The 23,578-nt window shown below is 71.5% G+C and carries 25 protein-coding genes; 13 read left to right on the top strand and 12 right to left on the bottom strand.

The genetic code is table 11. The features are described from left to right. Positions 1 to 44: 44 nt before the first annotated feature. Together ACLQ29_RS04735 and ACLQ29_RS04730 are read right to left on the bottom strand one after the other, a co-directional pair. The gene (locus tag ACLQ29_RS04735; RefSeq protein ID WP_425770376.1) at positions 45 to 653 is read right to left on the bottom strand and encodes a hypothetical protein; all 609 of its coding nucleotides are present in this window, start codon (positions 651 to 653) and stop codon (positions 45 to 47) included. A gap of 174 nt (positions 654 to 827) precedes the next feature. Beyond that, positions 828 to 1,358 (bottom strand): M48 family metallopeptidase, encoded by a 531-nt coding sequence (locus tag ACLQ29_RS04730; RefSeq protein WP_425770375.1) that lies wholly within the window; start codon positions 1,356 to 1,358, stop codon positions 828 to 830. Between the two features lie 513 nt (positions 1,359 to 1,871). Here ACLQ29_RS04730 and ACLQ29_RS04725 point away from each other — a divergent pair. The 3 genes from ACLQ29_RS04725 to ACLQ29_RS04715 all read left to right on the top strand — a co-directional run bounded on the left by ACLQ29_RS04725 (position 1,872) and on the right by ACLQ29_RS04715 (position 4,713). Then, on the top strand, positions 1,872 to 2,042 hold the full coding sequence (locus tag ACLQ29_RS04725) for a DUF5679 domain-containing protein (RefSeq protein WP_167457767.1): 171 nt from the start codon (positions 1,872 to 1,874) through the stop codon (positions 2,040 to 2,042). A gap of 215 nt (positions 2,043 to 2,257) precedes the next feature. Further along, a complete protein-coding gene (locus ACLQ29_RS04720) occupies positions 2,258 to 3,370 on the top strand; it encodes a TOMM precursor leader peptide-binding protein (protein ID WP_425770374.1) in 1,113 nt (370 codons plus the stop codon). After that, complete coding sequence (locus ACLQ29_RS04715) at positions 3,367 to 4,713, top strand: ABC1 kinase family protein (protein ID WP_425770373.1); 1,347 nt, start codon at positions 3,367 to 3,369, stop codon at positions 4,711 to 4,713. Before ACLQ29_RS04720 ends, ACLQ29_RS04715 begins: the two co-directional genes overlap by 4 nt. A 295-nt stretch (positions 4,714 to 5,008) precedes the next feature. Here ACLQ29_RS04715 and ACLQ29_RS04710 read toward each other — a convergent pair whose 3' ends face one another. The 3 genes from ACLQ29_RS04710 to ACLQ29_RS04700 form a co-directional block, all read right to left on the bottom strand. Then, positions 5,009 to 5,374 (bottom strand): WhiB family transcriptional regulator, encoded by a 366-nt coding sequence (locus ACLQ29_RS04710; RefSeq protein WP_328420094.1) that lies wholly within the window; start codon positions 5,372 to 5,374, stop codon positions 5,009 to 5,011. A gap of 129 nt (positions 5,375 to 5,503) precedes the next feature. Continuing rightward, a complete protein-coding gene (locus ACLQ29_RS04705) occupies positions 5,504 to 5,752 on the bottom strand; it encodes a hypothetical protein (RefSeq protein ID WP_425770372.1) in 249 nt (82 codons plus the stop codon). A gap of 121 nt (positions 5,753 to 5,873) precedes the next feature. Next, on the bottom strand, positions 5,874 to 8,036 hold the full coding sequence (locus ACLQ29_RS04700) for an ATP-dependent DNA helicase UvrD2 (RefSeq protein WP_425770371.1): 2,163 nt from the start codon (positions 8,034 to 8,036) through the stop codon (positions 5,874 to 5,876). A gap of 92 nt (positions 8,037 to 8,128) precedes the next feature. Here ACLQ29_RS04700 and ACLQ29_RS04695 point away from each other — a divergent pair, with 92 nt between their 5' ends. Then, on the top strand, positions 8,129 to 8,371 hold the full coding sequence (locus ACLQ29_RS04695; RefSeq protein WP_357066605.1) for a mycoredoxin: 243 nt from the start codon (positions 8,129 to 8,131) through the stop codon (positions 8,369 to 8,371). A 67-nt stretch (positions 8,372 to 8,438) separates the two neighbouring features. Here ACLQ29_RS04695 and ACLQ29_RS04690 read toward each other — a convergent pair whose 3' ends face one another. Continuing rightward, positions 8,439 to 9,743 carry an MFS transporter gene (locus ACLQ29_RS04690; protein WP_425770370.1) on the bottom strand — a complete coding sequence of 435 codons (1,305 nt, stop codon included), beginning with the start codon at positions 9,741 to 9,743 and terminating at the stop codon, positions 8,439 to 8,441. A gap of 216 nt (positions 9,744 to 9,959) precedes the next feature. On the opposite strand from ACLQ29_RS04690, the gene ACLQ29_RS04685 reads away from it, so the two are divergent. From ACLQ29_RS04685 to ACLQ29_RS04675, 3 genes are all read left to right on the top strand, one after another. Continuing rightward, positions 9,960 to 10,940 carry a helix-turn-helix domain-containing protein gene (locus tag ACLQ29_RS04685; RefSeq protein ID WP_425770369.1) on the top strand — a complete coding sequence of 327 codons (981 nt, stop codon included), beginning with the start codon at positions 9,960 to 9,962 and terminating at the stop codon, positions 10,938 to 10,940. 74 nt (positions 10,941 to 11,014) lie between these two features. After that, positions 11,015 to 11,254 carry a DUF397 domain-containing protein gene (locus ACLQ29_RS04680; protein WP_393372060.1) on the top strand — a complete coding sequence of 80 codons (240 nt, stop codon included), beginning with the start codon at positions 11,015 to 11,017 and terminating at the stop codon, positions 11,252 to 11,254. Between the two features lie 210 nt (positions 11,255 to 11,464). Beyond that, positions 11,465 to 11,740 (top strand): hypothetical protein, encoded by a 276-nt coding sequence (locus ACLQ29_RS04675; protein ID WP_393372062.1) that lies wholly within the window; start codon positions 11,465 to 11,467, stop codon positions 11,738 to 11,740. A gap of 127 nt (positions 11,741 to 11,867) precedes the next feature. Here ACLQ29_RS04675 and nudC read toward each other — a convergent pair whose 3' ends face one another. The 4 genes from nudC to ACLQ29_RS04655 form a co-directional block, all read right to left on the bottom strand. Continuing rightward, complete coding sequence (gene nudC / locus ACLQ29_RS04670) at positions 11,868 to 12,827, bottom strand: NAD(+) diphosphatase (protein ID WP_425770368.1); 960 nt, start codon at positions 12,825 to 12,827, stop codon at positions 11,868 to 11,870. 76 nt (positions 12,828 to 12,903) lie between these two features. After that, positions 12,904 to 14,250, bottom strand: coding sequence for a M16 family metallopeptidase (locus ACLQ29_RS04665; RefSeq protein ID WP_425770367.1), 1,347 nt, complete (start codon positions 14,248 to 14,250; stop codon positions 12,904 to 12,906). Further along, positions 14,247 to 15,557, bottom strand: a complete 1,311-nt coding sequence (locus ACLQ29_RS04660) for a M16 family metallopeptidase (protein ID WP_425770366.1) — start codon at positions 15,555 to 15,557, stop codon at positions 14,247 to 14,249. The genes ACLQ29_RS04665 and ACLQ29_RS04660 overlap by 4 nt, the downstream gene beginning before the upstream one ends. Before the next feature lie 10 nt (positions 15,558 to 15,567). Then, a complete protein-coding gene (locus ACLQ29_RS04655) occupies positions 15,568 to 16,683 on the bottom strand; it encodes an LLM class flavin-dependent oxidoreductase (protein ID WP_425770365.1) in 1,116 nt (371 codons plus the stop codon). Between the two features lie 173 nt (positions 16,684 to 16,856). Here ACLQ29_RS04655 and ACLQ29_RS04650 point away from each other — a divergent pair, with 173 nt between their 5' ends. The 6 genes from ACLQ29_RS04650 to ACLQ29_RS04625 all read left to right on the top strand — a co-directional run bounded on the left by ACLQ29_RS04650 (position 16,857) and on the right by ACLQ29_RS04625 (position 21,387). Then, positions 16,857 to 17,924, top strand: a complete 1,068-nt coding sequence (locus tag ACLQ29_RS04650; RefSeq protein ID WP_425770364.1) for an ABC transporter substrate-binding protein — start codon at positions 16,857 to 16,859, stop codon at positions 17,922 to 17,924. Next, complete coding sequence (locus ACLQ29_RS04645; RefSeq protein WP_393372077.1) at positions 17,921 to 18,700, top strand: ABC transporter ATP-binding protein; 780 nt, start codon at positions 17,921 to 17,923, stop codon at positions 18,698 to 18,700. Before ACLQ29_RS04650 ends, ACLQ29_RS04645 begins: the two co-directional genes overlap by 4 nt. After that, positions 18,690 to 19,574 carry an ABC transporter permease gene (locus ACLQ29_RS04640; RefSeq protein WP_425770363.1) on the top strand — a complete coding sequence of 295 codons (885 nt, stop codon included), beginning with the start codon at positions 18,690 to 18,692 and terminating at the stop codon, positions 19,572 to 19,574. Before ACLQ29_RS04645 ends, ACLQ29_RS04640 begins: the two co-directional genes overlap by 11 nt. 3 nt (positions 19,575 to 19,577) lie before the next feature. Continuing rightward, complete coding sequence (locus ACLQ29_RS04635) at positions 19,578 to 20,006, top strand: RrF2 family transcriptional regulator (RefSeq protein WP_425770362.1); 429 nt, start codon at positions 19,578 to 19,580, stop codon at positions 20,004 to 20,006. A 547-nt stretch (positions 20,007 to 20,553) separates the two neighbouring features. Continuing rightward, complete coding sequence (locus tag ACLQ29_RS04630; RefSeq protein ID WP_425770361.1) at positions 20,554 to 20,769, top strand: helix-turn-helix transcriptional regulator; 216 nt, start codon at positions 20,554 to 20,556, stop codon at positions 20,767 to 20,769. A 294-nt stretch (positions 20,770 to 21,063) separates the two neighbouring features. Continuing rightward, positions 21,064 to 21,387 (top strand): hypothetical protein, encoded by a 324-nt coding sequence (locus ACLQ29_RS04625; RefSeq protein ID WP_425770360.1) that lies wholly within the window; start codon positions 21,064 to 21,066, stop codon positions 21,385 to 21,387. A gap of 157 nt (positions 21,388 to 21,544) precedes the next feature. On the opposite strand, the gene ACLQ29_RS04620 is transcribed toward ACLQ29_RS04625, so the two are convergent. Continuing rightward, on the bottom strand, positions 21,545 to 21,745 hold the full coding sequence (locus ACLQ29_RS04620; RefSeq protein WP_425770359.1) for a hypothetical protein: 201 nt from the start codon (positions 21,743 to 21,745) through the stop codon (positions 21,545 to 21,547). Between the two features lie 408 nt (positions 21,746 to 22,153). After that, positions 22,154 to 23,467 carry a DEAD/DEAH box helicase gene (locus ACLQ29_RS04615; protein WP_393372085.1) on the bottom strand — a complete coding sequence of 438 codons (1,314 nt, stop codon included), beginning with the start codon at positions 23,465 to 23,467 and terminating at the stop codon, positions 22,154 to 22,156. Between the last annotated feature and the right edge of the window lie 111 nt (positions 23,468 to 23,578).

Raw genomic sequence — 23,578 nt, 5'->3', positions numbered from 1 at the left:
CCCGGGTACCCGGCGCGGGTCTGGTGTCGGGGCAGGCTGACGGTTCAGCCGGGTCGGCCCGACCCGGACAGAAGGGCGCGGGTCGCTTCCCACCCCTCGAGGGCGGGATCCAGCGTGGCCAGGTCAGCCGGGCCGCGCAGTCGGCGCCAGCCCGCGGTGACCGCCACGTCACCCGGGCGCGGGGCGTTGGCGCGCGCCTCGGCCGGCGTCGCCGTGTCCAGGCCCAGCGTCGGTAGCCAATCCGGCGCGGGCAGTCGTACCGCGACCCCGAGCAGACCCGGACCGCCACCCTCGACCGGCGCCACCGCAACCGGCCGCGTGGTGAGTGGGCGGAGCAGCTTGCCGACGGTCAGTGCGGGCAGGTCAGGCACGTCACTGACCAGCACGGCGGCCTCGTCGTACCCCTCCAGCGCGGCGAACACGGCGTTCGGCGTGGGCTCGGCCACCTCGTACACCGCCGTGCCGGGCCACACCAGCGCATCGGCCAGCGCCCGGTCGGCCGGGGTCACCGCGACCGCGACCTCCACCTCGTTGAGCGTGGCGAACAGGTCGATGACGTCTTCCGCGAGAGCTGCTCGCCAGGTGGCCAGGTCGACACCGGGCGGCGACCAGTGCACCGGCCCGAGCAACGCCACCACCACCCGTCGTGCCATGCCCCGACCCTAGCGCCCCCGCCGCGCGGCACCGAGCCACCCGCCCGGCCCGCACGGCCACCCGGCCCGCACGGCCACCCGTACCCGGCATGATCGACTCGGCTTTTTGGAAAGCGCGGTGTCCGGATGGCATCGACAGCGCGGTTTTCAAGAAGCCGAGTTGATCTAGGCCGATCAGGTGGGGAGCGGGGCGCCGGAGGCGGCGGCGACACCTTCGAGGTAGCCGCGGGCGCGTTCGGCTTTGGGGTAGCGGCCGACCAACGCCCAGAACCGGGCGTTGTGGCTGGGCACGATCAGGTGTGCCAGCTCGTGCAGCAGCACGTAGTCGATCACCCAGTCGGGCATCTCCTGGACGCGGTGCGAGATCCGGATGCTGCGGTCGGCAGGTGTGCACGAGCCCCATCGGCCGTTCTGGTTGGTGACCCATCGGACGCTCACCGGCACGGCCTTCGTGGCGTACCCGGGGAGGTAGAGGTCGATGAGCCGGGTGGCGCGGGCCAGCAGCTCGGCGTCGGAGCGGGCCAGGCGCCCCTCCCGGGCGGCGAGCCGGGCGAGCATCCGGTCGACCCACTCGCTCTCCTCGGCCCGGGAGAACTGGTCCGGGATGAGAACGACGACTCGCTCACCGTCACGGTACGCGGACACCGTGCGTCGCCGACGCTGGCTGCGCCGCACCTCGACGACCGGCTTGCGCGTCCCCGCCATCACTGGCCCGCGCAGCCTCGGCTACGTGTCACGAAGGAAAGCTAATGCGTACTGACCAGGGGTCCGCAAGGGTCAACCACCCGACACACGCCCGGAAAGTGGTGATTGGTCGCTAGGCGTCCCGAAAATTTCTTGGCCGCGACGCCACCGCACCATCTCGTCACCCTTCGTGAACACCGATGGCGCCGGTACGCGGCACCTCCCCACCGTAGGTGATCACGATGAGGAATGCCCTCGCGGGGGCACTCGCACGGGTGTCTGTGGGGGTTTGGTCGGCGTGTCCCCGCCAAACTGACTTATCCGACCTATTTCGCCATGCACACTCTCGACGTCGACTAGCTCACAGTGTCGATGCACAGCTGACATGGAACCGCCCAGACCTGGGTAGGGTCCGCGGACCAGCGGTCACGAAGGTGGCCGTGGAGTGAGACCCAGCGCCGGCGCCCCATGTGGCCCGCCGCCGGGCACCCCGCCGGGACGGCATCGACCGGCGGACGAGACGAGGAGGGCACCGTGGCCGACCAGGCCCAGACGACCTACAACGGTTACTGCGTGAAGTGCAAGGAGAAGCGGGACTTCGAGGGGCACGTCGAGGTCTCGAAGACCGGAATGAACATGGCCAAGGGCAAGTGTCCGGTATGCGGAACAACAGTGAACCGCATCCTGGGCAAGGCCAAGGTCTGACCTGTGCGAGTGGCGGGGGCGGAGTGGCCGGTGGCCACCCCGCCCCGTCGCCGCCTACGAGGCAGGTGGGTCGTCGACGCGCTGTCGGGTGGCTGACAGCCCCATCCGCAGGCTGTGGATAACTCAGCAAAGCCTGTGGACAACGCTGGACAGAGGCCTGCGCGCCTGTGGACAACGATCGACCGAGTGCGAAGACATGGTCACAATTGGTGACCATGAGCCGCACTGTTCTGCCCCGCCCCACGCTGCTGCCCGGTCTCAACCGGCTCTGGCGCGACAGGCACACCCTCCAGCTCGGCGTCGGCCCCGGGCCGGCGGTGCTGCTGGAGCTGGCCAACCCGCGCGCCGCCCACCTGCTCGACCTGCTCGACGGCACCCACAGCGAGCGCGCCGTGCTGGCTCGGGCGGCCGCCGCCCAGGTCAGCAGCGAGGACGCGCGCACCCTGCTCGACGCCCTGCGTGCGGCCGGCCTGCTGGTGCCCGCGCACAGCCTGCTCCCCCGTGACCTGGCCGGCCCCGCCCGCGCCCGGCTCACCGCGGAGGCCGGCGCGCTGGCTCTGGCCGCCGCTCGGCTGCCCGGCACCCCTGCCCAGGTCCTGCGTCGACGACGGGTCGCCCGAGTCGTGCTCACCGGCGCAGGGGCGCTCGGCGGGCCGCTGACGGTGGCGTTGGCGCAGGCCGGCGTCGGGCAGGTGGTCCCCCTCCTCACCGGCCCGGTGCGCCCCGCCGACCTGGTCGGCACCGGCATCCCCGCCACCGAGCTGGGCCATCCGCTGACCCCGGCGGTGCGGGCCGCCGTCGAGCGCACCGCGCCGGGTACCGGCACCCAGCCGATCCGGGCCGGCCGGGTGGACCTGGTGATCCAACTCGGCGCGGATCGGCCGCCCGCGCTGCTCGCCGCCGGTCTCGCTCAGCGCCGGCAGCCACACCTGCTGGTCACCCTGCGCGGGGGCGTACCGGTCATCGGGCCGTTGGTCTGCCCACCCGCCGGACCCTGCCTGCACTGCGTCGAGCTGCACCGGGCCGACCGCGACCCGGACTGGCCGCGGCTCGCCGCCCAACTCGCCGCCGCCGACCCGGTGGCCGCCGGTGCGACCGGGACGCTGCTCGCGGCCATCGGGTACGCGCTGGCCGAGGCACTGACACAGCTCGACGGCGGGCAGCCAGAGACGCTGGGCGCGGCCATGGAGGTCATCGGCGCGGGCCGTTTTCGTCGTCGGGACTGGCCGCCACACCCGGCGTGTGAGTGCTCGCGGGGGCGAGTGTCCGCACCAGCCCGGCCGCAGAGCAGCAGCGGAGCCCTCCGGTCGGTAACAATGACCGGGTGACCGACATCCCGCGCCGCGCCGTGTCCCGCACCGCCAAGCTCGCCGCCCTGCCGCTCGGCTTCGCCGGTCGGACCGTTCTCGGCATGGGAAAGCGCGTCACCGGAATCGCCTCCGACGTGATCTCCGCGGAGATCCAGCAGCGCACCGCCGAGCAGCTTTTCAGCGTGTTGGGCCAGCTCAAGGGCGGGGCGATGAAGTTCGGCCAGGCGTTGTCGGTCTTCGAGGCCGCGCTGCCGGAGGAGATCGCCGCGCCCTACCGCCAGGCGCTCACCAAGCTCCAGGAGGCGGCGCCCCCGCTGCCGGTCGCCAGCGTGCACAAGGTGCTGGCCGAGCAGCTCGGCCCGGACTGGCGGGACCGGTTCGTGGAGTTCAACGACGTCCCGGCGGCCGCGGCCAGCATCGGCCAGGTGCACCGGGCACGGTGGCGTGAGCCGGGGCTCGACGAGGCGGGCTTGCCGAACGGCCGCGACGTGGCCGTCAAGATCCAGTATCCCGGCGCCGGAGAGGCGCTGCTCGCCGACCTGAAGCAGCTCTCCCGCCTGGGCGGGATGTTCCGGGCCATCCAGCCCGGCCTGGACGTCAAGCCACTCCTGGTCGAGTTGCGGGAGCGGATCACCGAGGAGCTGGACTACGAGTTGGAGGCCGAGTCGCAGCGCGCCTTCGCGGAGGCGTACGCCGACGACCCGGAGATCTACATCCCAAAGGTGATCAACGCGGCGCCCCGGGTGCTGGTCACCGAGTGGGTGACGGGCACCCCGCTGGCCGACATCATCCGGGAGGGCACCGAGGAGGAGCGGGACGAGGCGGGCCGGTTGATGGCCACCCTGCACCTCTCCGCGCCGCAGCGGGCCGGGCTGCTGCACGCCGACCCGCATCCGGGAAACTTCCGGATGCTGCCCGACGGCCGACTCGGGGTGATCGACTTCGGTGCGGTGGCCCGGATGCCGGAGGGCACACCGGAGCCGATCGGCCGCATCGCCGCGATGGCCCTGCGCGGCAACGCCGACGAGGTGGTGGCCGGCCTGCGGTCAGAGGGCTTCATCGGCGCCACCGAGGAGATCGACGCCGAGGGGGTGCTGGACTTCCTTCGTCCGATGCTGGAGCCCATCGCGGCGGACGGGTTCCGGTTCACCCGGGCCTGGCTGCGGGGCGAGGCGGGCCGACTCGCCAGCCCCCGCTCCCCCACCTACCAGCTGAGCAGGCAGCTCAACCTGCCGCCGTCGTACCTGCTGATCCACCGGGTGACGCTCGGATCGATCGGGGTGCTCTGCCAGTTGGAGGCGAAGGCCCCGTACCGCAGCATCCTGGAACGCTGGCTGCCCGGTTTCGCCCCGGTCGCCTGACCCCGTCGGAAAGGGCGGGTGCCGGTCGGCACCCGCCCTTTCCGAATCGGAGTGGTACTAGAGAACGCCCAGGTCACGAGCCGTCTGGTGGCGGCTGTTCATAGCGACGGTACGGGCGGATCGGGTTGCCTCAGTGCTCGTGGTGGTACGACCGGCCTGAGGCCGACGCATTCGAGCCCGGGACAACGCTTCGTGGAGTAGTTGCATCTCGAACGCTCCGTTGGGAAGGTTGAACATCGTCTTCTCGCTCACTGCCGGTGTGCCACCGGCGTAGTTGGTACGGGTCGGGAACATGTCAGGCTGCCAGCCGGACCGCGCCACGCACCTCGGACAGCCCACTGGCCGCCAAGCGCGCCTCGGCCTCGACCCGAAGCTCGGCGTCACGCGCGACGTCCTCCTTACGTGGACGGCCACGGGGCCGCTTACGCGGAACAACCGCGCCACGCTCGAAGATCTCGCCGCCCCAGACGCCCCACGGCTCCGCCCGCTCCACCGCCCCGGCCAGGCACTCGACGCGCAGCGGGCAGTCCCCGCAGAGCGACTTGGCCAGCTCGAGCTCGGCAGGCGAGTCGGAGAACCACAGGTCGGGGTCGAACTTCCGGCAGGGCAGGTTCGCCTCCATCTCGACGCTCACGTCGAGGGGGGCCAACGCCAGACTCATCTCCCGGTCACCTCTCTCTCACTTCGATCTCGTGGATCGCATTCCGACGTACTACGGCGGGCAAAAAACTGAGGCCGCGGATCCCGGTAATCGGGTTCCGCGGCCTCGAGGTGAGCCGGTGTCTGATGGTCAGACCGGTTTACCTCGAGGCGGAACGCCGCGGACATCCGTGCGCTTCATGGCGACCTGGATGCCATTGCCAGTGGAGCCACTGGCCCCCTCGACTCCGGCTGGTGCGACGGTCAGGGTCAGCTCGGCCTGAACCTGGTGCACCTGCGGAACCGACGGTCGTGCAGCCACAAGGGCCACCCGGACAGCCGACAACGGAGCGTGGACAGACGGCATCGCCGCCAGACGCTCATAGGTGAAGATCTTCACGGTGCCACCTCCCTCACGTTCCTCGAATCGACTGGACCAACCCTCGTGAGCAGCCGGAATGGCGCCGCTCGCGTGGTGTGTCCTGAGGCTATTCCTCGCGCCGGGGCGAGGGCAAACGAATTTACGACTGGATTTCGAAAGTTTTCTCCGGGCAGACGTCGTCCACCCGCGCGCCATCCACGAGAGCGAGCACCGACTCCCCATAGAGGCCCAGCTTGCGGGGGCCGATACCGGCGATGGCGATCAACTCCTCGGGCCGGCCGGGCCGCCGCTCGGCCAACGCGACAAGCGTCGCGTCGGTGAAGACCACGTACGCCGGGACCTTCTGCGCCCCGGCCACCCGCTGCCGCCACTCGCGCAGCCGTTCGTGCAGCTCGTCGTCGATGTCGGACGGGCAGGTGGGACAGCGGCCGAGCTTGCGGTCCGGGCCGGCGAGCAGGGTGGCGCCGCAGATCCGGCAGGAGACGATCTGGGTGCGACGCCGCTCGGGGCGGCGGGCCGGACCGGCGCCGGTCGCCCGTTCGGTGCCGCCGGAGCGGTCGAGCTGGGGCAGGAACCGCGAGGGCCGGCGGGCTCGTCCGCCCGGCGAGCGCGCGGCGGCGTACGACAGCCAGAGCCACTGCCGTGCGCGGGTGATGCCGACGTAGAGCAGCCGGCGTTCCTCCTCGACCTGCTCGACGCTCTTGGCGTACGTGGTGGGCAGGGTGCCCTCGGCGAGACCGACCAGGAAGACCGCGTCCCACTCCAACCCCTTGGCCGAGTGCAGCGAGGCGAGGCTCACCCCGTCCACAGTCGGTACGTGCTGCTGGGCGGCCCGCCGGGCCAGCTCCTCGGTGAAGTCGGAGAGGGTGACGGGGCGTTCCACCGACGCGGCCTCGCCGATCGGCACCACCTCGGGGGTGGCCGCGTACTCCTCGGCGAGCTGGACCAGCGCGGACAGCGCCTCCCACCGCTCGCGGGCGGCACCCCCGGCCGGGGGCGCGTCCGGGGCCCAGCCGACCGCGGTGAGGGCCTCGACGACTGCGGCCGGCAGCGGTGTCTCGCCGGGGATCGACCGGGTGGCGGCGCGCAGCGCGACCATCGCCTGGCGCACCTCGGTCCGCTCGAAGAACCGCTCCGCGCCCTGCACGACGTACGGCACGCCGACCTCGGTGAGCGCCTTCTCGTACGCCTCGGACTGCGCGTTGACCCGGAACAGCACGGCGATCTCCTTCGCCGGCGTGCCCGCGTCGACGAGCGACCGGCAGCGCGCCGCCACCGCGTTCGCCTCGGCCGGCTCGTCGGTGAAGATCCGCAGGTCCGGCTCGGGGCCGGGTGGGCGCTGCCCGCTCAGCTCCAGCCGCAGCCGTGCCTCGGTGCCCCGGGCCTGGGCGATCACCGCGTTGGCCAGCCCGACCACCTGCGGGGTGGAGCGGTAGTCGCGGACCAGCCGGACCACCGTGGCGCCCCGGTGCCGGCGCGGGAAGTCGACAAGGTACGCCGAGGTCGCCCCGGTGAACGAGTAGATCGTCTGGCTGGCGTCGCCGACCACTGTCAGGTCGTTGCGGCCGGCCAGCCAAGCGTCGAGCAGCCGCTGCTGGAGGGGGTTGACGTCCTGGTACTCGTCGACGACGAAATGCCGGTACTGGCCACGGACCTGCTCGCCGACGTCCGGATGCTCCTCGATGCCCCACACCGCGGCCCGCAACATGTCCTCGAAGTCGATCACCCCGTTCGAGCGCTTGAGCTGCTCGTACGCGGTGAACACGTCGGCGACCTTCGCCGGCTCGTGCGGTGTGTCGCGCAGCGCCCGGGCCGCCGACACCACGTAGTCGGTCGGCTCGACGAGCGACGACTTGGCCCACTCGATCTCACCGGCCAGGTCCCGGGCGGCGGCCCGGTCGGTGCGCAGGCCGACCCGGGCGGCGGCGAGGGTGACCAGCCGTACCTTGCTGTCCAGCAACTCGGGCATGGCGCGGCCGGACAGCAGCCGGGGCGCGAAGTACCGCACCTGGCGCAGCGCCGCCGCGTGGAACGTGCGGGCCTGCACACCGCCCACCCCGAGCACGGTGAGCCGGCTCCGCATCTCGGCGGCGGCCCGGGCGGTGAAGGTGACCGCGAGCACGTGTCGGGGGGAGATCTCGCCGGAGAGCACCCGATGGGCGATCCGGGAGGTGATCGCCCGGGTCTTGCCGGTGCCGGCGCCGGCCAGGATGCAGACCGGGCCGGCGGGTGCGGTCACGGCGGAGCGTTGCTCCGGGTCCAGCCCGGCGAGCACCTGTTCCGACGCTGAGTGAACCACCACAACCAGGAATCATCTCAGCTCCCCCTAACGTTGCAGCGAACAGCCTCGGCTTGATCCGCAAGCCGCGGCCGGAGGAGTTGGAGGATCCGAGGATGCTGACGATGTATTCCACCCCCTGGTGCGGCTACTGCCACCGGCTGAAGTCGCAGCTCGACCGGGAGGGCATCGGGTACGAGGTGGTCGACATCGAGCAGGACCCGAAGGCCGCGGAGTTCGTGATGAGCGTCAACGGCGGCAACCAGACGGTGCCGACGCTGCGCTTCGCCGACGGCAGCGCCCTGACGAACCCCTCGATCACCCAGGTCAAGCAACACCTGGAGACCCTCGACGCCTGATCGGCCGGAGCACTCTTGACGAGCGGTCGCCCCACTCGGGGCGGCCGCTCGTCGTGTCCGGTATCCGTCACCCGGGCGGTCGCCGGTGGGTGCCTGTCGACACCTGCCGCTCGGCGTCCTCGACCGGTCGCCGGGGCGCGGGGACTCTCGGGTCGGTCGGACGGGTCGGCGGCGTGGGCGGGCGGGTGCCGGGCGGGGCGCTCAGGTGCCGGCCCCGCCAGAGGTAACTGCCGGCCGCCAGGGTGGCAATCCCCACCAGCGCGAACAGCATCCGGTAGTCCAGGAAACCGACAAGCAACGCGCCCGCCCCGATGGAGAGCGCCTGCGGCCCGCTGACGACCGCCTGGGTGGCCGCGGCGACCCGGCCGACAAGCGGCGGTGGGGTGCGGCGCTGGATCAGCGTGTGCAACCCCACCATCGTCAGGGGGAGGGAGACGCCGGCCAGCAACACCGCCGCGAAGGCGAGCCGAAGATCGGGGTACGCGAGCGCGAGCGCGGCCGGGGAGAAGAAGGCGACACCGGCGGCAAGTGTGCCGACCTCTCCGAGCCGGCGGACCAGCGCCGGTGAGCAGAGCCCGCCGAGCAGCCCGCCGACGCCCTGCACGGTGACCAGCACCCCCACGAACGCCGCGTCGCGGTTGAGCCCCTGGTCGACGTAGGCGAAGATGAGCGACTCGCTGAAGCCCATCACCAGTGACCCGAGCCCGTAGCCGAGCAGGGCCCGACGCAGGGCCGGCTCGCCGGCCAGGTGCCGCAGACCGGCGCCCAACTCGGCCGGCCAGCGCAGTCGCGCGGTCGCGGGCACCTGTTGCGGGGTGGGTAGGGCGGTCACCACCGCCGCCGCGGTCAGAAATCCGACCATGCCGATCCCGGCCAGCGCCCACCCACCGAGCGCCGCGTAGAGCGCCGCGCCGGCCAGCGGACCGATCAGCCGCATCCCCTGCCGTACGGTCTGCAGCACGCCGTTCGCCTCCGCGAGCAGCTCGACCGGCACCAACTCCCGGATGAGCCCGCTCAGCGCCGCGCCGAGCGTGATCGACGACAGCCCGTACAGGGCCGCCACCAGGTAGACGACCCAGACGTCACCCGCGTCCGCGACGGTGAACAGTGGGGTGAGCAGTGCCGCCGTGGCCACGTTCGCGGCGACGAAGAACGGTCGGCGTGGGTAGCGGTCGATGAACCAGCCGATCACCGGCGCCAGCGTCATCGGGGCGACGACGGCGAAGATGGTGCCGCCGGCGAGCCCGTTGGAGCCGGTCAGGTCCTTGACCCAGATGGCGAGCGCGAGCAGCAGAATCGACTCGGCGGTCATGCTGGCCAGCAGACCGGCGAAGAGCAGGCGGAAGTCGGGTCGACGCAGGACGGTGCGCATGGGTCCCTCCGGCGGGGGTGGCGTGCCCGGGTGGGCGTGGTCGAGGGGGTTGCGACCGTGGGTCCGTCGTCACCTGACATTCCCGTGGTCCATTTTTCGCAAGACACGCCCCCGTCGGAACCTCCGACGCCGGTCGCGCCGTCCATACTGGCCGTGGGGGGCGAATTTCATACAGTTACCGTCGCGTCTGCGGCGGTCGACGGGAAAGAGGACACTGTGCCTCCTGCCGCACCCAGCCCGATCATGCGTCGACGACGGTTGGGCCTAGAACTGCGCCGCCTGCGCGAGGCCGCGGGCCTCACCGGCGATCAGGTCATCGAGAGGATCGGTTGGGCGTCGGCGTCCAAACTGTCCCGCCTGGAAAACGGCCGTAGCCGACCGGACCCGCAGGACGTCGGCGTTCTGCTGGCCCTCTACGGGGCCGACGAGGCACTGCACACGGAGTTGCTCGGCATCGCCGGCGAGGCCGGCGACATGCGGGGCTGGTTGAAGAACTTCCCGGTGATGACGCAGCAGCAGCGTAGCTGGGCCGAGCTGGAGGCGGGCTGCGCGGAGATCTCCGAGTACAACCCGGTGCTGGTGCCGGGCCTGTTGCAGACCCCCGGGTACGCGAAGATGCGGATCCTCTCGGCCCGCGAGGTGGGCGCGGGCGCCGGTGAACCGGAGCCTGGCGACGACATCGACACCGAGGTGCAGGCACGGATGGCCCGCCAGTCGCTGCTGAACCGGGAGGCGGACGCGCCGCGCTACACGGCGGTCCTGGAGGAGGCGGCCCTCGGTAATCGAGCCGGGCCACCCGAGGTGCTGCACGAGCAACTGGTCCAGCTCTGTGAGCTGGCCCTGCTGCCAAACGTGACGCTGCACGTGCTGTTGCGGGACACCCCGGTCGGCAATTGGTACCTTCCGCCGACCGCGTTCTCCGTCTACCGGTTCGCCGATCCGCTCGATCCGGAGACATTGGCCATCGAAGGGGGGTTCACCGACGTCATGTCGACCGAGGTAATCCCGCTAAATAGCTATAAAGTGGTGTTCGAGTGGCTATGCACGGCGGCACTAACCGCCTCGGAAACCCTCTCCTGGCTGATCGAGTCGACGGGACGGCTGACCGAGGCGGTGCCCCCATCCACAGTGGCGTTCGGGCCGGCAACGGCGCCGACCCAACGCCGCCGGGATTCGGGGCGGCTGACGGAACGGTGATCCACGGGGGCCCATCCGTCGGGGCGTGCGACACCACTCGTCCCATCGGATCGGTTCACACCAGGAGCAGAACCATGAACGACATCCGCAACACGCCGTCCGTCTCCGCCCGCTCGTTGGCGGACGCCCCGTGGCGTACCAGCACACGCAGCCAGACCTCCAACTGCGTCGAGGTCGCCCCACTGGGCACCGGCCCGTCCGCCGTCGCGCTGCGCGACAGCAAGGACCGAGGCGGCCCGGTGCTGCTGTTCAATCGGGCCGGATGGCTCGGCTTCATCTCCGGAGCGAAGGGCGGTCAGTTCGATCTGAACTGACCCGGTGACCGGGGCGGGGCCGTCGGCATACTGCCGGCGGCCCCGTCTTTTTCCGGGCGCAAGGCCACTGAGCAGGCATCGGATGATCGGACGAGGCTCAGAACCGATAGGCGAGTTTGCGTTGCTGGGATGTTTACGCGGCGTAACATGGCCGACGGTACGTGGAACTTCCACACTGGCTCATCCGTCGCGGTTCATCCGGAGACCCTCATGCGGTTCCTGATCGTTCGCACCGACATTCGCGCCGTCGCCGACGGGGACATCGCCGCCGCCTGGGCGGACGGCCACCGACTCCGCGACGAGACGACCGCGCCCGAGCCGCGACGGCAGATCGTGCACGCCGAGGACCGGGACGCCGCACTGCTGCTGGCTCGCGCCCTGGCCGCGGTCGGCGCGGTCCGCTCCGGCAGGCAACGGGTGAAGGTCCTGCCGCTGAACGAGCCCCGGCCCGCCTTCCGGAGCAGACCACGCCGCACCAGCACCTGATGTCACCTGACGTCCGTCGTGGTCGGACCGGCTCCCCCGCCGCGTTCCACGCACCCGCCGACCACGACGGCCCGTGTTCCCGGCCTGTGACCGCCGCGGCAACGGCGGCCACAGGCCGGGACCGTGCTCACCTGTCGGCGTCCACCCAACCGTCCAGCCAGCGGTGGATGAGGAACAGCGCGATCGACGACGGCGGGGGCAGGATCAGCCGAGCCCCGTCACCCACGTCGACCGTCTGCCCGGCCAGCGCCGCCCCGATCTCCCGGCGCGTGAACCACCGGGCGTACGCGATCTCGGACGGATCGACCCGCACCGGATCGGTCGGGTTCGCGGTGGCCAGGAAGCCCAACATCAGCGAGCCGGGGAACGGCCAGGCCTGGCTGCCCACGTACCCGATGCGCTCGATCCCGACGCCCACCTCCTCGCGGACCTCGCGCAGCACGGCGGCCTCCGCCGACTCGCCCGGCTCGACATAGCCGGCCAGGCACGAGTAGCGCCGGCCGTCCGGGGTGCCCGCCCAGCTGGCGTTGTTGCCGAGCAGGCAGCGCCCGTCCGGACCGTCCACACCGTCGTGCACCAGCACGATCATCGCCGGGTCGGTACGCGGCCAGACCCGCCCACCGTTGCGGTCCACCCGGGACCAACCGGCCTCGTCCATGGCGGTCGGCGCCCCGGTGCTGGACGAGTAACCGTGTCGGGTGTGCCAGTTGACCAGGGCCAACGCGGTGGTGAGGATGCCGGCCTCCCGGTCGGCGAGCAGGTGGCCCACCTCGCGCAGATGGACCGCCCGGGTCCCCGGCACCTCCGGCAGCGGCGCGTCGACCGCGAAGACCGGCACCCCGTCCGGCTCGACACCGAGGAACATCGCCGTCGACTCCGACCCGGCCGGCGCGTCCGCCGCGGAGAACAGAACCAGCGCCGGCGGCGACGTGTCGGCGCGGGCCAGTGTCCGGCCCTCGTCGGACGAGTCGAGCACCAGCACCCGAGCGTGCAGCCACGCCTCGGTCAACCACTGCGAGTCGCCCCGCCGGTGTGCCGCCCGATCCAGGGTCGACCGGGCCAACGGCGGCGCGACCTCCCCGCTCACGCCGGCGCTCCGCTACGCTCCGCGCCGCCGCGAGACGGCCCGCTGCTGAGCCCCATGGTTCGCTCACTCCGCTCGCTCACGCCACCGGCTCGGTACGGATCGTGGTGAGCGCGGCCAGCCCGGGCGTGACCCGCTCGGCGTCGCCGAGCACCACGATCGCCGCCCGCGCCGGGGCCAGGTAACGTGCCGCCGCCCGCGCGACGTCGTCGACGCTCGCCTTCGCCAACCTCGCGGCGTACTCGGCGAGGAAGTCCAGGCGCAGGCCGTTGCCCGCGTACGCGCTCGTCAACGCGGCCAGCCCGGCCTGGGTGGACATGCCGAGCTGGAGGGTGCCCAGGGCGTACTGGCGGGCCTGTTCCAACTCCTCGGGCTTCGGCGGCAGCGACGCCAGCCGACCCAGCTCGTACGTCGTCTCCAGCAACGCCGGGCCGGTGACCTCGGTGGCCACCTCGGCGGAGGCGACGAGCACCGACCCGGCCACGGAGTGCTCGATGCCCGAGTGCGGACCGTACGTGTAGCCCTTGTCCTCGCGGATGTTCTCCACCCAACGGGAGGAGAAGTAGCCACCGAAGATCAGGTTGGCCAGTTGCAGCGGGGCGTGGTCCGGGTCGGTGCGGGACACCGCCGGAAGCGCGATCCGCAACGAGGACTGCACCGATCCGGGTCGGTCGACAAGCAGCAGCGGCCCCGGCTCCAGCGGCGGCGTCGCCGGCAACTCCGCGACGCGCCCCGCACCGGCCCAGCCGCCGAGCGCCCGCTCGGCCGCGTCCAGGGCCTTCTCCGGCTGGACGTCGCCAACCACCACCAGCTGCGCACCGGCCGGGTGCACCCGCTCGGAGTGCAGGGTGCGCAGCGCCGCCGGTCGAACGGCGCGGATCTGGCCGGGCTCCGGGGTCTGCGTCGCGTACGGGTGCCGGCCGTAGACCCGCTTCAGCAGCGCCTCCCGGGCCAGGTGCGCCGGTTGGCTCTGCGCCACCTGAATCCGGTCGACGAGCCGGTCCCGTTCGGTGGCCACCTCGTCGCCGGGGTAGTTGGCGCTGGTCAGCACCTCGGCCATCAGTTCCAGCATCCGGTCCAGGCCGGTGACCAGGCTGGCGCCGGAGAGCATCAGCCGGTCCGGGTCGACGCCCGCGGAGAGCCCGCCGCCCACCTTCTGCAACTCGGCGGCGATCCGCACACTTGTCATCGACTCGGTGCCGGACAGCATCGTCTGGGAGAGCATCGCGCCGCGGGCCAGGTGGACCCGGCCGAAGGGGACCCAGAGTCGCAGCTCGACGAGCGGCACGGCGGGACGGCGTACGGCGATCACGGTGAGGCCGTTGGGCAGGGTGCGTTCGGCCTGCTTGGGCACCTTGAGCTTGCGGGTCGGGCCGAGCGGGGGCAGCGTACGCGGCCCGGTGGGAGCGGTGGTGGTCGTGCTCATCGGGCGCCTCCGGCAATGACCTCGATCGCGGCGCGACGCTCCGGGCGCAGGGTGGCCGCGGCGGCCTGGACCTGCTCCTCGGTGACCTCGCCGACCAGCCGGGGCAGCTCGTTGAGCAGGCCCGGTTCGCCGCGTTGCTGCTCCAGCACGGCCATGCGCAGTGCCCGGCCGAGCACCGCGTCGGTGTCGCGCAGCAGGTGGGTCGCCATCCGGGCCTGGGTGCGGGCCAGCTCACCGTCGGTCAGCCCGTCGGTGGCCAGCCGGTCCAGTTCCTCGTCGATGGTGCGCAGCACCTTGTCCACGTCGCCCCCGGGTGGCAGGTGCGCCTGCAACAGCAGCGCGGTGGGGTCGCGGACGTCGAAGGGATCGCCCATGAAGCCGAGGTATCCACCGAGGCTGGTCACCGTGCGGTCCCGTTGCACCAGGCGCTCGACGAGCCGCGACGCGTCACCGTCGGTGAGCACCTCGGCCAGCACCACGTAGGGCAGGTAGCCGGCGAAGTCGGTGATCGGGTCGGGCACCCGCCAGGCCCCGGCGACCGCCGGCAGCGGCGCCAGGGCATCGGTGTACGAGGTACGCCGCTCGGCGGTCAGGTCGGGCTCGGTGAAATCGGGCCGAACCGGTGCCGGTCGGGCCGGCACGTCGCCGAAGTGCCGGTTGACCAGCTCGGTCGCCTCCGCCACGTCGATGTCGCCGCTGACGGCGAGGACCGCGTTGCCGCTGGCGTAGTAGCGGCGGAAGAAGTCCGCGGCGTCGGCGACGGTCGCCGACTCCAGATCGTCGAACGAGCCGTAGCCGTCGTGCGCGTTGGGGAAGGTGTCGAACATGACCGGTGGCAGGGTCAGCCAGGGGAAGCCGCCGTACGGCCGGTTGAGCACGTTGACCCGGATCTCCTCCTTGACCACGTCGACCTGGTTGCGCAGGTTTTCCTCGGTCAGCCGGGGGCCGCGCATCCGGTCCGCCTCCAGGAACAGCGCGCGTTCCAGCGCGTTGCTCGGCAGCGTCTCGAAGTAGTCGGTGTAGTCCAGGTGGGTGGAGCCGTTGAACGTCCCACCCGCCCCCTGCACGTGTCGGAAGTGGGCCAGCTTCTCCAGGTTTTCCGAGCCCTGGAACATCAGGTGCTCGAAGAGGTGGGCGAAGCCGGTGCGTCCCTCCGGCTCCGAGCGGATGCCGACGTCGTAGACCACCGCCACCCCGATCACCGGGGCGCTGCGATCGGGGGTGAGCACCACCCGCAGGCCGTTGTCGAGGGTGAACCGCTCGACCGGATATTTCGTCGCTGGAATTCTGGATCTCCGCGCAGGCACGGAGTCGACCCTAGCGCGTCGGCACCCGCGCCACCGGCGACCTCAGCGGAGCCGCCGAAACCGGGACGGTGACGAGGGGCAGCACCTCGGCGCCGACCCGCTCGGCCTCCTCCCGGTGTGGCCAGCCGGAGAGGATGAACTCGTCGACGCCGAGCGCCGCGTACTCGTCGATCCGGGCCGCGACCTCGGCGTAGCTGCCGACAAGCGCGGTGCCGGCACCCTCGCGGACGAGGCCGACACCGGCCCACAGGTTCGGTGCGACGGTGAGCCCGTCGGTGCGGCCGGCGTTGAGTGCGGCCATCCGGGCCTGTCCGACGGAGTCCATCCGGCGGAATCTGGCCTGGGCGGCGACGATCCGCTCCGGGCTCATCCCGGCCAGCAGCCGGTCGGCCTCCGCCCAGGCCTCGGCGTTCGTGGGCCGGGCGATGACGTGCAGCCGCAGGCCCGTGCGCAGGGTGCGGCCGTGTTCGGCGGCGAGCGCCCGGATGCGGGTGACCCGGGCCGCGATCGACGCCTGCGGCTCACCCCACATCAGGTAGACGTCGGCCTGCCGGGCGGCCACCGTCTCGGCGGCCGGGGACGCGCCGCCGAAGTAGACAGGTGGCGGCTCGGCGAGCGGGGTGGCCAGACCACCGCCGTCGACCCGGTAGTGCGTTCCGGTGTAGTCGAAGGGCCGTCCGGCCCAGGCGCGGCGGAGCACCTCGATGAACTCACCGGTGCGCGCGTAGCGGTCGTCGTGCCCGAGGAAGTCGCCGTACGCCCGCTGCTCGGCCGGGTCGCCGCCGGTCACGATGTTGAGCGACAGCCGGCCACCGGAGACGGCCTGGAACGCCTCGGCCTGCTGGGCGATCAGGGTGGGCAACGCGAAGCCGGCCCGGACCGCGACAAGCATGCCGAGCCGCTCGGTGTGCTGGGCGATCGCCGCGCAGACGATCCACGGGTCGGGGCAGCCGGCGCCCACGGGCGTGAGGACGGCGGTGAAGCCGTGCGTCTCGGCGGCCCGGCCGACCTCGGCCAGGTACGCGACGGTGGCGGCCCGGTCGTGCCGGGCGGCGCCCGCCGTGACGGTGGCGGCGCCGACCTGGTCGCCGTCGCCGGAGGTGGGCAGGAACCAGTGGAAGGTCATCGCGTCGTCGCCCCTCTGCCGATCACCGAGTGCCGATTACCCTAGCAAGGTGGTAGGAAATACCGACATAACTGAGACACGCCATCCCGGTATATGGATGGGCCTTGACGCTGACCACGGGCTGGCCCACTCTTCCTACCAACTAAGTAGGAATACTGCGGATTGGATGAACGATGAGACGGCTCCCCTTGCGCCGGTTGGTCACCCTGGCCACCCTTGCCGCCCTCGGGGCGGCGACTGTGGGCAGCACCGCCGCGTGCGGCGACGACAGCGACGGCTCGGGCGGCGGCTCCGGCGGCCCGGTCACACTGCGTCTCGGCTACTTCCCCAACATCACCCACGCGTCGGCGGTCGTCGGCGTGGAGAAGGGCATCTTCGCCGAGAAGCTCGGCGCAGACGTCAAGCTGGACCCGAAGACCTTCAACGCCGGCCCGGCCGCCATCGAGGCCATCTTCTCCGGCGCGCTGGACGCCACGTACATCGGTCCGAACCCGACGGTGAACGCCTTCTCCAAGTCCAAGGGCGAGGCCGTCCGGGTCATCTCCGGCGCGGCCTCCGGCGGCGTCGCGCTCGTGGTCAAGCCCGGCATCACCGGCGCGCAGGACCTGAAGGGCAAGAAGATCTCCACCCCGCAACTGGGCAACACCCAGGACGTGGCGATCCGTTACTGGCTCAAGCAGCAGGGTCTGACCACCACCAAGGAGGGTGGCGGCGACGTCAAGATCGTGCCACAGGAGAACGCCCAGACGGTCGAGACGTTCAACAGTGGCGCGATCGACGGCGCCTGGGTGCCTGAGCCGTTCGTCTCCCGCCTGGTGAACGCCGGCGGCAAGGTGCTCGTCGACGAGCGCGACCTGTGGCCGGACAAGAAGTTCGTCATCACCAACCTGCTGGTCAGCACGAAGTTCCTCAAGGCGCACCCGGACGTGGTGCAGAAGCTTGTCGACGGCCAGGTGGCCGCCAACGAGTTCGTCAACAGCAAGCCCGAGGAGGCCCAACAGGCCATCTCCGACGCGATCGGCAAGATCACCGGCAAGCCGCTGGACCTGAAGCTGATCAAGCAGGCGTGGCCGACGTTGGAGTTCACGAACGACCCGATCCCCTCCTCCCTGAAGGCGGGCCTCGACCACGCCGTCGAGGTCAAGTTGACCGACCCGGTCGACCTCAACGGCCTGTACGACCTGACGTACCTCAACAAGGCCCTCAAGGCGCAGGGCAAGCCCGAGGTCGTCCAGCCATGACGTCGACCACGACGACGCCGAAGGGCGCGACCACCGCGGTCGCGCTCTCCGGCGTGACAAAGGTGTACGGGCGCGGGCCGAACGCCGTTTTGGCCCTCGACGGTGTGTCGCTGGACGTCGCGCCCGGCGAGTTCGTCTGCCTGGTCGGCGCGTCCGGCTGCGGCAAGAGCACCCTGCTCAACCTGGTCGCCGGGCTGGACCGGCCCAGCGGCGGGCAGATCAGGCTTGCCGGCGACGCCAACCCGGGGCTGATGTTCCAGGAGCCGGCGCTGTTTCCCTGGCTGACCGTCGACGGCAACGTGGAGGTGCCGCTGAAGCTGCGCCGGCTGCCCCGGGCCGAGCGCCGCGAACGGGTGGCCGAGTTGCTGCGCACGGTGCACCTGGCCGACTTCGGCCGCAAGCGCCCGCACGAGCTCTCCGGGGGCATGCGGCAACGGGTCGCGCTGGCCCGCACGCTGGCCCTGGACACGCCGGTGCTGCTGATGGACGAACCGTTCGGCGCACTGGACGCGATGACCCGGGACATCCTGCACGACGAGCTGGAACGCATCTGGTCCGAACGCAAGCTGTCGGTGCTCTTCGTGACGCACAACGTCCGCGAGGCCGCTCGACTGGCCGACCGGATCATCCTGCTCTCCAGCCGTCCCGGTCGGATCATCTACTCCACCGAGGTGAACATCCCGCGCCCTCGTCGGATCGACTCCCCCGAGGTCGCCGCCATCGCCGCCGAGGTCACCGAGCGGCTCCGTACGGAGGTGGGCCGCCATGGCCAGTGACACCCTCACCGACTCGGCGCGGACCGACGCGCAGATCTCCGGCCTGGACGCGCTGGACATCGCCGGCCGGGACAAGGAGGCCTCCCGGGGCACCCGGATCTGGGCGGCCACCTGGCCCAAGCTGGCGGCGCTTGCCATCGCCATCCTGGCCTGGCAGCTCGTGGTCTGGTCGGGCTGGAAGCCGCCGTACTCACTGCCAGGGCCACTGGAGGTCGGTCGCGAGCTGGCCACCCAGGCCCAGGGCCCACAGCTCTGGGACGGCCTGGTGACCACGTTGCGCCGGGCCGCCCTCGGGTACGTCTTCTCGGTCGCCGTCGGCCTGCTGCTGGGCCTGGCGGTGGCCCGGTTCAAGGTGCTCCGGGCCGCCATCGGCTCGATGATCACGGCGTTGCAGACCATGCCGTCGATCGCCTGGTTCCCGCTGGCCATCCTGCTCTTCGAGCTGAGCGAGAAGGCGATCTTCTTCGTGGTGGTGCTCGGTGCCGCACCGTCGATCGCCAACGGGGTGATCTCCGGCGTGGACTACGTGCCGCCGCTGCTCAAGCGTGCCGGCCGCAACCTGGGCGCCCGGGGGCTCAACCTCTACCGGTACGTCATCGCGCCGGCCGCCCTGCCGGCGATCGTCGCCGGCCTCAAGCAGGGGTGGGCCTTCTCCTGGCGCAGCCTGATGGCAGGTGAACTGCTCGTGGTCGGCATCTCACAGACGTCGCTCGGCGCCCAGCTCACCTACTCACGCGAGTTGTCCGACGCGCCCTGGCTGCTCGCCACGATGATCGTCATCCTGGTCGTCGGCCTGGTCGTGGACGCCGCGTTCGGCGCGGCCGACAAGGCGATCCGGCGCCGCTGGGGCGTGCTCGACCAGGCGGGCAACTGAACGGTGTACGTCTCCGCGCGCAGCGACTACGCGCTCCGGGCGATGCTCGCCGTCGCCGCCGGTGGCGGCGGCGGCGAGTTGGTCAAGGCGGCCAGCCTGGCCGAGGTGCAGGACATCCCGCTCAGCTTCCTCCAGGGCATCCTGCTCGACCTGCGCCGGGCTGGTCTGCTGCACAGTCATCGCGGCGCTGACGGCGGGTACGCCCTGACCCGCCCCGCCGACGAGATCACCGTCGGCGACGTGTTGCGCGCGGTCGGCGGTTCGCTCACCACGGTGCGCGGTCTGCCGGCCGAGCGCGCCGGCTACCACGGGGTGGCCGCCGGGCTGACCGACGTCTGGCTGGCGGTGCACGGAGCGATCGCCACGGTGGTCGACAGCACCACACTGGCCAATCTGCTCACCCACAACTCGACCGACCACGCCGCCACCTGAAGCGGCTACAGCAGTCCGCCGATGATGGGTGCCTGCTCCCGGCCACGGCGACGCCCCCGACCGGGAGGGCCGGGGCTGTACTACTCCGACCAGTGGCCGCCATTGCGGAACCGGCTTACGGCGAGGTGGCGGACCCACCCCAAGAACCTTGAGTACATTGCGACCGGCTCCGGAGGGCAGGGGTACAGCCGGCACGGGTCGCGGGTCGCCTCCCCCAAGCAGTCGGCCATGTCTACGGCCAGAAATCGAGGTTCGTCGGCGTACTCGGCGGCCAGCTCGGCGCGGGCTTTGCCGCAGGGCCAGGGCTGGGCGTCGGCCGCGCAGAACCAGAAGGGGCGGACAGGGGCGTGGCGTTGGCTGCTCATCGGGCCTCCCGACTCGGGTGTGAGCGGCACCCCCGCCTGCCGCGTGACCCGCCAGCAGGCGGGGGGCCCGTAGTCGATCCCACATCGCGCGTTGCCCCCTGTCAATACTGACGCGCACACGTGGGCGTGACTACTTACGCGCGCTTACGTTGTTAGGTCAGCCCCGGCCTACCTTGATTGACATGGGTGAAGACCGGGGACCGGGCGAACTCGTCGCAGCCGGCGAGATCTTGGCCATGCTCGGGGTGGGGCGGTCGCGGTTCCGGCAGATCCAGCAATCGCCGCACTTCCCGCGTCCGTACCAGACCCTGTCGGTCGGTTCGATCTGGTTGAAGGTCGACGTAGAGCGGTACATCCGCGAGCATCGTCGCCCCCGCCTGACAGACGACGACGAGTAGGCCCGTCCGCCCGTCCGGTGGCCTCCCGCGACACGAGAGGACCCCTCCCGGCAGGCGCACCGGGGCGGGGCTCGTCGGGGCTCCCGTGAACTACTCGACGAGTTCGGCCCTGCCTGCCTCATCGACGCTCGTGCCGGCGACCTTCCAGATTGCCAAGTAGATCGCGGGCTGCCGGTCCTGGCGCTAATCCCAGTCGGCTGCGCTGAACAGCCAGCCGGCGACCCGCATCGTCAGCAGGTTCCGCGCGACTGTCGGCACCCAGCGCGAGTCGGTGACCGACTCCAAGACGTCCGGATGCGTGGTGGCAAGCAACTGCCTGATCTCCCATCTTCCTATGTGGACTATCGGCCCGGTCAGCAGTACGGAATGCCGCCGCTTTTTCGGCGGGGACGGGATCGCAGGGATCTCTTCCCTGGGCATTCACCCTGGTCAACGGGCATCCTGCTGCTGCTGGTCGCCATCTTGGCGTCGAGTCTGGTCGCCATGGTCATCGGCTGGGTGACATGGGCCATTGAGCACAGCGTGGGCAAGGCCCTGATCGCCGGGGGAACCGCGTTCGGCGGGACCCTGGCGCTGCTCATCACCGCGTTCAATTTCGTGATGAAGCGCGAGGCGTGACCGGATGTCCGAGCGATCCTTGGCGGGGCTGGGCGCTAGCCGAACGGGCCTGCCCGTGCGTCCACCCCGCGCGGGCCTTCTGCCGGACGGTCCGCTTGACCCGCTTGCTCGTCTGAGCGGATTCATACTCGGCGTTGACCGATCGATCGGTCACTGCTCAGCCCACGTGTGCGACCACAGGGCCGAGGGTCGGGTCGCCGGGGCTGCGCAGCTCCACCAGGCTGCCGGGAGCGTTACCCGCCGAGGTGGCGTGCCAGGGCACGAAGGCCGCGACCATGGCGAGCACCAGACCCGTGAGCGCGAGCGCGACCACCAGGATCAATTCGCGCACGGCACCCGAGCCGGCCTCGCCCGCCATGGTCACCCCTCCCCCGCCGAGCCCCCCGCCCGACTTCCCCCGCTGGCCAGCTTCGACCACCGACAGCCAGGGCACAATCGGCCAGCCGACCCAGCCGAGGCTGATTACCGACTGACCGGTGTGACCGGTCTGCCGATCGAGCGGCGTGGTCGGCCAACCGAATGAGCGGTGTCAGCGTGGGCCAGGAGGAGCGGAAACCCCGCTCGCTGCCTTTGCTCTGCACCTGCGGATGCGACAGCTACGGTCCGTGACCGGCGCCTATGCGGGTGCAGAGCAAAGGCAGTCCGGAGGTGTCGGTCGGGTCGCCGCACCCGGCCCGGCCCCACGTGCGCCTGCCGCCGCGCCACGCACCGCAGACAGACCGACCCGCCACGCCGAAGCGGGGCGGGTCGGGCAAAGCGCAATAGATCAGACGGTACGCGGGCGGCGCGGACGGCGCGACCGACCCGACGCGCGGTGCGCCGGACGGGCGGCACCGTCGGTGGCCGTTCCGCCACCGGTGCGGACCCGGGCGGCGGGCGCCGGCGGAGCGACGATTGTCACCGGCACGCCGGACGGCTCGCGGGCGCCTGTCACCCGGGCCAACGACCCGTCACCCGGACGCACCTGTACCGACTCGGGTCGGATGCCGGCAACCGCCATCAGTCGCGACACGTCCCGGCGCTGCTCGGGCAGGACCAGGGTGACCACGGAACCGGACTCGCCGGCCCGCGCGGTCCGACCGCCCCGGTGCAGGTAGTCCTTCGCCTCGGTCGGCGGGTCCACGTTTACCACCATGTCCAGGCCGTCCACGTGGATGCCCCGGGCCGCCACGTCGGTGGCCACCAGAGCGGTCACCTGACCGTTGCGGAACTGCTCCAGGATCCGGGTGCGCTGCGGCTGGGACTTGCCACCGTGCAGCGCGGCCGCGCGTACTCCCTTGGAGAGCAACTGGCGGGCGAGCCGGTCGGCGCGGTGCTTGGTGCCCATGAACAGGATGGTGCGGCCCTCACGCGCGGCGATCCGGGTCAGCGCGTCGGGCTTGTCCACGGCGTCGACGTGCAGCACGTGGTGGGTCATCGCGGTGACCGTGGCGGTGCCCGGGTCGACCGAGTGGGTGACCGGGTGGCTCAGGAAGCGGCGGACCAGCCGGTCCACGCCGCCGTCCAGGGTGGCGGAGAAGAGCATCCGCTGCCCCTGCGGCGCGACCTGCTCCAGCAGCTTGGTGACCTGCGGCAGGAAGCCCATGTCGGCCATCTGGTCGGCCTCGTCCAGCACGGTGATCTCGACCTGGTCCAGCCGGGCGTCGCCGCGGTTGATCAGATCGTGCAGCCGGCCGGGGGTGGCGACGACCACCTCGGCGCCGGCACGCAGAGCGTCCGCCTGCCGCTGCAACGACAGCCCGCCGACGACTGTGGCGCAGCGCAGCCCGACGGCGCGGGCGTACGGGGCCAGCGCGGTGGTGACCTGCTGGGCCAGCTCACGGGTCGGCACCAGCACCAGGGCCAGCGGACGACCCGGCCGGGCCTTACGGCCGGCGGTGCGGGACAGCAGCGGAAGCCCGAAAGCGAGCGTCTTGCCGGAGCCGGTACGACCCCGGCCCAGCACGTCCCGGCCGGCGAGCGAGTCGGGCAGCGTCGCCGTCTGGATCGGGAACGGCTCGGTGATGCCCTGCGCGGTCAGCGCGGTGAGCAGCGCCGGTGCCAGACCGGTATGAGCGAAAGAAGGAATAACTGTGGTCATGCGGAAGCCTTCCTCGACGCGGCACGTGTCGAGGGAGGGCGCCGAAGTCGGCGCTGTCACCGGCGGCACAGGGCAGCCAGGACTCACAAGCACGAACCGATTGGAGTACGG

This window comes from Micromonospora sp. DT228 (genome assembly GCF_049841595.1).
In the GTDB taxonomy this organism is placed as follows: Bacteria; Actinomycetota; Actinomycetes; order Mycobacteriales; family Micromonosporaceae; genus Micromonospora.
This window is presented reverse-complemented; position numbering and strand designations above follow the sequence as displayed.